Below are 6725 nucleotides of genomic sequence, written 5' to 3'. Positions count from 1 at the left end.
CGACCGGGCCGTCAAGGCTAGACCAAACCGCTATGCCGTTCGTATTGTGCGAAAAACTGCTTAACTGAACGGCATTACAGCCTTGGGCTGCCGTTTTTTTTGCCAGATTGGCTCAAAATTTGTATCGAATCCGCCACGAATTTGTCATGGAATGTGAATTCCATAGTCCTGTGTGGCTGTCAATCAATGCTTGGCAAACAGATCAGCTTGGTGCGCGTCCTCATAGGGGGATAGTAAAATTTTGCGCATAAGAAATATTCGTAAAAGCAAATAATTTTGCCATAAAAAAATTTCCGATTGGAAACTTCCTTCTAACTCAGACCGGGGTGAGGGCCTAAAATGCGCCATCTACTGAGGAGTTAGCATGAACTTAAAACCACTGATTGTTTTGTTGGCCATGTCGGCCGCCGTTTCCAGCGCCTGGGCCGAGGAAGACTCGCGCTTCACCTTCAGCGGCTTTGGCACGGCGGCATTAACGCGCAGCAATACTTCCGATGCTGAATTCGCTCGTCCTAACCAAGTCGCCGGCGTCACGACTACGCCGCGCACTGGGGTCGATTCGAATCTCGGTTTGCAACTGACGGCCAAAGCCACTGATTGGCTGTCTGCTACCGGCCAAGGTCTGGTACGTAAAAACGTCACCGACAGCTTCGGTGCCGAGCTGAGCTGGTTATTTGTCAAAGCCAAGGTGTCAGACAGCCTGAGTTTTCGCGCCGGTCGCATCGGTTTGCCGGTGTACATGATTTCCGATTACCGCAATGTTGGCTATGCCAACACCATGATCCGTCCGCCGGTGGAAATGTACACTCAGGTACCGATGGAGAGTGTCGATGGCGTCGATGCTGTGTATCAAACTTCTTTCGGTGAAACGGCCGTGACGGCACAATTTGCCTACGGCAAAACCGACAGCGATAATGCCGCCGGCTTCACGGTTAAATTACGCAATATGAGTGGCATCCATTTGCTCGCCGAAAATGGCCCGTTCACAGTACGCTTCGGTCGCGTCGATAGCAAATTAACGGTCGATAATGGTATGACGGTGAATGCCTTGCTTGGTGCTCTGACGCATTACGGCTTCAGCAGCGTAGCCAGTCAATTGGCTGTCAACAACACTAAAGCCTCGTTCACCTCGCTCGGTTTGGGTGTGGACTGGAAAAACATCGTGGTTCAGGCTGAATACGGTAAGCGTAAGACCGATAGCTTGACGGTACCGAATACCACCTCGTGGTACACCATGGCCGGTTACCGAATCGGCGCATTCTTGCCTTATTTTAATCATGCCTCGGCAACACAAGACAGTGCCCGCAGCGTAGCCGGTTTGCCAACTTCCGGGCCTTTGCAAGTATTGTCCTTGGGTGCCAACACGGTCGCTTCGAATGCTGTTCTGCAAACCAGTAATAGTGTTGGCGTGCGTTGGGATTTCAATAAATCGGCCGCACTAAAAGTCCAGATCGACCGCATGACGCCGACGGCCGGCAGCAACGGCGTGTTTGTGAACGCCAAACCGGGTTTTTCCGGCCCTGTCACGGTCTTGGCCGCTGGCGTGGACTTCGTATTTTAAGGATGTAGTGATGAAAAAATTAGTAAACCTATCGTTGTTGATCGCCATTTTGGCGGCATCGACAGCAGAGGCGGCGGAAATCGTGGTGATCGTCAACCCTAACAACCCAGCAACGGCAATGACCAGTGCCCAGGCATCGCAATTTTTCCTTGGAAAATCGCCCATGTTTACACCGGTTGATCAGGCCGAAAATTCGCCGTTGCGGGCCGAATTCTATAAAAAAGTGTGCGACAAAGATTTATCGGAAGTCAAAGCGATCTGGTCCAAGCTGGTGTTTACCGGCAAGGCCAGTGCTCCTAAGGAATTGCATTCCAGCGCAGAAGTCAAAAAGGCGGTCGCCGCCAATCCCAGTGGTATCGGTTACATAGAAAAATCGGCCGTCGATGCCAGCGTGAAGGTGGTTACTACCTTGTAGTAAGGCTGATTTAACGCAATATTTCCTTGCCAAGGTGTGAAGCAAAGGGTTTCTGTATGATAATACATGAGCCCTTTTTCTTTTCTTCAATACATTTTTCTGACTTAACAGTTCGCTGTTTCTTCTCTGATCTTCGCCAGCGCTGTCATTTCCCTGGCGGTAACAATCTTGGATGTTTCGCTCTTCTGCTATTGCTGTTAGCCGGTGTCAGGCGTGGTACGCATTGTTCACGGCGGCTGTAAAACTTTCCGCTGCTTGTCTTTTACATTTCACGGGGTAGAACATGACGTTTCTCAAGGATTTGAAAATCTCGGCAAAGCTATTGATCGGCTTTGCTTTCCTCTTGCTGCTGACGAGCTTCATCGGCTTGTTTGCGATTTACCAGCTTGCGCAAGTCAATCATTCGGCCACCGAGCTCGGTACCAATTGGATGCCGAGCGTGAAAGTGACGATGGCGATCAAGGAAAGGCTGTCGCGCATCCGTTCTCAAGAAGCGCAGATGGTGTTTGCGGAAAATCCTGAAGAAGTTGAAAAATATATCAAACGTACTCAGGAAGCCGTGGCCGGCCTCAAGGAAAACGAGGCGAGCTACAGCATTTTGATCAGTGAAGCGCAAGAACGCGCGCTCTATGCGGAGTATCAACAGCAAAGTGCCGCTTATTTACAATTAACTGAAAAAATGATGGCCTTGGTTCGTGCCGGCAATGCAGCCGATGCGGTGGCGATTTTGCGCGGTGATTCCTCGCATACGAATACCAAGTTACGTGAGCTCGTCGATAAACTGGTCACTATCAATGCCGAGGGCGGGACCAAAGCTTACCAAGATAGTATTGTTTTATATGAGCGCTCGCGTTTGCTGATTTTGCTGGTTCTGGCGCTGAGTATCGCGCTGGGTTTGGGTTTGGCCGTGTTCATCGCGCGCATTGTATCCTTGCCTTTGCGCTATGCCGTCAAAGTGGCGCAAACCGTGGCGGCCGGTGATTTGACCAGCCAGATTGATATCCACAGCCGTGATGAAACCGGTATGTTGCTGCAAGCCCTCAAGGAGATGAATGCGAGTTTGATGCAGGTCGTGAGCGAGGTGCGTCAAGGTAGCGATGAAATTACCTTGGCTTCATCCGAAATCGCACACGGTAATATGGATTTATCGAATCGCACCGAAACCCAAGCCGGCTCGCTCGAGGAAACCGCTTCATCGATGGAAGAAATTACCTCCACCATGCAACACAATGCCGATAATGCGCGCCAAGCCAATCAATTATCGCATTCGGCCAGTGAAGTGGCGCAGCGCGGCGGTGCTGTGGTGGCGCAAGTGGTCGATACCATGGGGGCCATCAATGCAGCGTCCAAGAAGATCGTCGACATCATCGGCGTGATTGATGGCATCGCGTTTCAAACCAATATTTTGGCACTCAATGCCGCCGTCGAAGCGGCGCGTGCCGGCGAACAAGGTCGCGGGTTTGCCGTCGTGGCCTCGGAAGTCCGTAATCTGGCACAGCGTTCTGCCAGCGCGGCCAAGGAAATCAAGGATCTCATTAATGCCTCCGTCGACCAAGTGGAGCAGGGGACGCGCTTGGTTGATCAGGCCGGTAATACCATGAACGAAGTGGTGGAAAGTGTGCGGCGGGTCAGCGATATCATCAGTGAAATCACGGCAGCCGGCTTGCAGCAAAGTGCAGGGATTGCGCAAATTAATGACGCCATCACCGAAATAGACACGATCACGCAGCAGAATGCCGCCTTGGTGGAAGAGGCGGCGGCGGCGGCGGCTTCACTGCAAGAGCAAGCGCTGCGGCTTGGTGGTGTGGTCAGCGTATTCAAGCTCGATGGCCAATCTGGTGGCAGTGCAACACCCCGGGCGGCGCGTAAAGCCGCTGCACCCAAAGCCACATCGGCCAACAACGCAGCGGCGCGTCCCAAGTTACTGGCGGCGCAAACACGCAGCGTCAAAGCTGCTGAAGCGGGCAAGAAAACGACCAAAGCCGCTCAGTCAGCCGGCAAGAGTGATGAATGGGAAGAGTTTTAAATCACACCGGCCCAAGGGGCCGGTGTATTTGTTACTGCACTCAGTTGAGTTCGCTTTGTTTGACAATGGTGCGAGAAATCAAACCGTATTCCAGCGCTTCGGCGGCCGTCATCCAGTAATCTCTATCGATGTCGGTGCTGACGCGTTCCAAGCTTTGGCCTGATTCACGTGCGATCAAGGCGGCGATGCGCTCGCGCACTTTGACGATTTCGCGTGCCTGAATCGCAATATCAGTAGCTTGGCCGCCGCAACCACCGCTCGGTTGGTGAATCAGAAAACGGGTGTTGGGCAAGCATACGCGACGTTCTTTCGGGACCGCTAAAAATACGCTGACCGCAGCGCTGCCGACCCAACCGCTGCCTATCATATTGACTGGCACATCGATGAATTTGATGATGTCATGGATCACATCGCCCGATTCAACATGGCCGCCCGGTGAAGACACCAAAATCGTGATCGGTGCCGACGAGTCGGCTGCCAGCGCGATCAAACGCTTGCTGACATCGGCGGCGAGTTTGTCATTGATGGTGCCGAATATCAGCACGGTGCGGGATTTGAACGCTTTTTCTTCCAGAAAAGGGCTGCGCTGTGTGTCGTTGTTATCTTTATCGTCTGCCATGTGAGCTTCGTGTGATTGAGAGGGGAAGGGAAGCGCAGATGACATCCACGCTTCCCGCGTAAACTATTATGCTTCAGATGGCTGCTGTATTGCTTTTTTTCAAGTAGGCTTCCGCCAGTTTGACCCAATAAGTTGCACCTATCGGCAGCAATTCATCATTGAAGTCATAGCTGGGATTATGTAAATTGCAGGGGCCTAAGCCATGCCCGCTGCTGCGATGGTCGCCATCACCGTTGCCCAAGAAGACGTAACAGCCGGCTTTTGCTTGCAGCATAAAGGCAAAATCTTCCGCGCCCATGGTCGGTTCGACGGCGGCATCGACATGTTCAACGCCGACGACGGCACGCATCACTTCGGTAGCGAAGGCGGTTTCCGCCGCGTGATTGATCAGCGGTGGGTAATTGCGCTTGAATTCAAAGCTGACCGTGGCGTCAAAGGCCGCTGCAGTATGTTCGGCAATCGCTCGCATCCGATTTTCGACCAGATCGACCATTTCGGTGCTGAAAGCGCGTACCGTACCGATCAGCGTGGCATCATCGGGAATCACATTGGTGGCGCTGCCGGCATGAATCTGGGTGACCGACAAGACCGCTGAAGCGAGTGGGCTGGCATTGCGGCTGACTATGGTTTGCCAGCTCTGGGCAATTTGGATGGCGGCGATGATGGGGTCGATACCCTTGTGTGGCTGCGCAGCATGCGCGCCTTTGCCGTGCACCACCACTTCAAATTCATTTGAGGATGCCATCATCGGTCCGGGAGTGACACCGAAGCTGCCGACGGCCGCACCCGGCCAGTTATGCATGCCGAACACGGCTTGCATAGGGTATGTTTCAAACAAACCATCATTGATCATGGCGCGGGCACCGCCGCCACCTTCTTCGGCGGGTTGAAAGATCAAATACACGGTACCGTCGAAATCTTGATGCTCAGACAGGTAGTGGGCAGCACCGAGTAACATCGCCGTGTGTCCATCGTGCCCGCAAGCATGCATTTTCCCTGCATGCTGTGAAGCATGGTCAAAGGTATTGATTTCTTGCATGGGCAGCGCATCCATATCGGCGCGTAAGCCAAGCGCGCGCGTGCTGCTGCCGTTGCGAATGATGCCGAGCACGCCGGTACCACCGAGGCCACGCACGACCTCTATACCCCAGGCTTCGAGTTGGCGCGCGACCACATCGGCAGTACGGAATTCTTGGTAGCACAATTCAGGATGGGCATGCAAATCGCGCCGTATTTGTTGAATGGCGGTTTGCGCTTGCAAGATCGGTTGTAGTAGATTCATACGGGTCTCCCGGATAGCGTTCAGTCTTGTATGGTACATGCTACATAGATTTAATGTGTCGGCGCTTAGATGGCGGCCGCGGCAGGTAGGCTTACAGGATAAGCCAGAATGTAGCGAGAGGGAATACAAAAAATGCCCTCATTCTTAGGCAGCAATCGAGTGGCACGTCAGTGCCTTCAGGGTGGGAGGGTCGATCAAGGGCACTTTTTTTCTGTGAAATGAACACGTCCTGCTGCGCCTGAGCAGCACAGATATCACCGATATAAAGGGCGCGTACGCGCCACTGGATTGCCGCTTGCGCGAATGGGTGGGCGCGCAATCGACCTAACTTGTTAGTTGTTACTACCAATAAACCGGCCATGGCCGCATACCTGTGATGTTTTTTGATCGTGCTATGGCAGCAGCATTGCCCAGATATCATGGGCGGTGATGATTGATATACGAAAAATAGAGATGACAACTTTGTTGCGCTGCACTATAGTTGTACTTGTCTCCTCCAACACCTCCTAAGGGTTTGGATTTAACCCGCAGCCGCAAGGTAGCGGGTTTTTTTTAGCTGCATATTTTGCGCTGCGGTGCGAGTTTGATTCTGGCGGCCATGCATTGGATAGGTAGTGGACGTGTATAGGCGGGGTATTGTTGGCATCTTCCCTTGCGTAGACCCCTCGTGGGCGGTCTGTATCGTTCAGATATTCGTATTATGAATGGTAGATATACAAAAATAGGCCTTGGAAGATTTGTTGCACTGCGATATAGTCGTACCTGTCTCCTCCAACACCTCCTGAGGTTTTGGATTTTAGCCCGCTCTTAGCGGGCTATTTT

The 6725-nt window shown here is 52.7% G+C and carries 5 protein-coding genes; 3 read left to right on the top strand and 2 right to left on the bottom strand.

The window, feature by feature from the left end; all coding sequences use genetic code 11:
• Positions 1–364: 364 nt before the first annotated feature.
• The 3 genes from QN359_RS19155 to QN359_RS19145 all read left to right on the top strand — a co-directional run bounded on the left by QN359_RS19155 (position 365) and on the right by QN359_RS19145 (position 4002).
• Positions 365–1561, top strand: a complete 1197-nt coding sequence (locus QN359_RS19155; protein WP_322250151.1) for a hypothetical protein — start codon at positions 365–367, stop codon at positions 1559–1561.
• Between the two features lie 10 nt (positions 1562–1571).
• Positions 1572–1976 (top strand): hypothetical protein, encoded by a 405-nt coding sequence (locus QN359_RS19150; protein ID WP_322250150.1) that lies wholly within the window; start codon positions 1572–1574, stop codon positions 1974–1976.
• Between the two features lie 283 nt (positions 1977–2259).
• Complete coding sequence (locus QN359_RS19145; RefSeq protein WP_322250149.1) at positions 2260–4002, top strand: methyl-accepting chemotaxis protein; 1743 nt, start codon at positions 2260–2262, stop codon at positions 4000–4002.
• 40 nt (positions 4003–4042) lie between these two features.
• On the opposite strand, the gene QN359_RS19140 is transcribed toward QN359_RS19145, so the two are convergent.
• Together QN359_RS19140 and QN359_RS19135 are read right to left on the bottom strand one after the other, a co-directional pair.
• A complete protein-coding gene (locus QN359_RS19140) occupies positions 4043–4621 on the bottom strand; it encodes an ATP-dependent Clp protease proteolytic subunit (RefSeq protein WP_322250148.1) in 579 nt (192 codons plus the stop codon).
• A 73-nt stretch (positions 4622–4694) separates the two neighbouring features.
• Entirely contained in the window at positions 4695–5903 is a 1209-nt protein-coding gene (locus QN359_RS19135; RefSeq protein WP_322250147.1) for a M20 aminoacylase family protein, read from the bottom strand.
• Positions 5904–6725 lie beyond the last annotated feature (822 nt).

Origin of the sequence: Undibacterium sp. 5I2, from assembly GCF_035019605.1 — a bacterium.
In the GTDB taxonomy this organism is placed as follows: Bacteria; Pseudomonadota; Gammaproteobacteria; order Burkholderiales; family Burkholderiaceae_D; genus Undibacterium.
Note: the sequence above shows the minus strand (reverse complement) of the source record. Positions and strands in the feature narration are given on the sequence as shown.

Excerpts from the sequence above, each read along its gene's own strand:
- QN359_RS19155 (WP_322250151.1), top strand. The coding sequence starts at position 365 with ATGAACTTAAAACCACTGATTGTTTTGTTGGCCATGTCGGCCGCCGTT.
- QN359_RS19150 (WP_322250150.1), top strand. The coding sequence starts at position 1,572 with ATGAAAAAATTAGTAAACCTATCGTTGTTGATCGCCATTTTGGCGGCA.
- QN359_RS19145 (WP_322250149.1), top strand. The coding sequence starts at position 2,260 with ATGACGTTTCTCAAGGATTTGAAAATCTCGGCAAAGCTATTGATCGGC.
- QN359_RS19140 (WP_322250148.1), bottom strand. The coding sequence starts at position 4,621 with ATGGCAGACGATAAAGATAACAACGACACACAGCGCAGCCCTTTTCTG.
- QN359_RS19135 (WP_322250147.1), bottom strand. The coding sequence starts at position 5,903 with ATGAATCTACTACAACCGATCTTGCAAGCGCAAACCGCCATTCAACAA.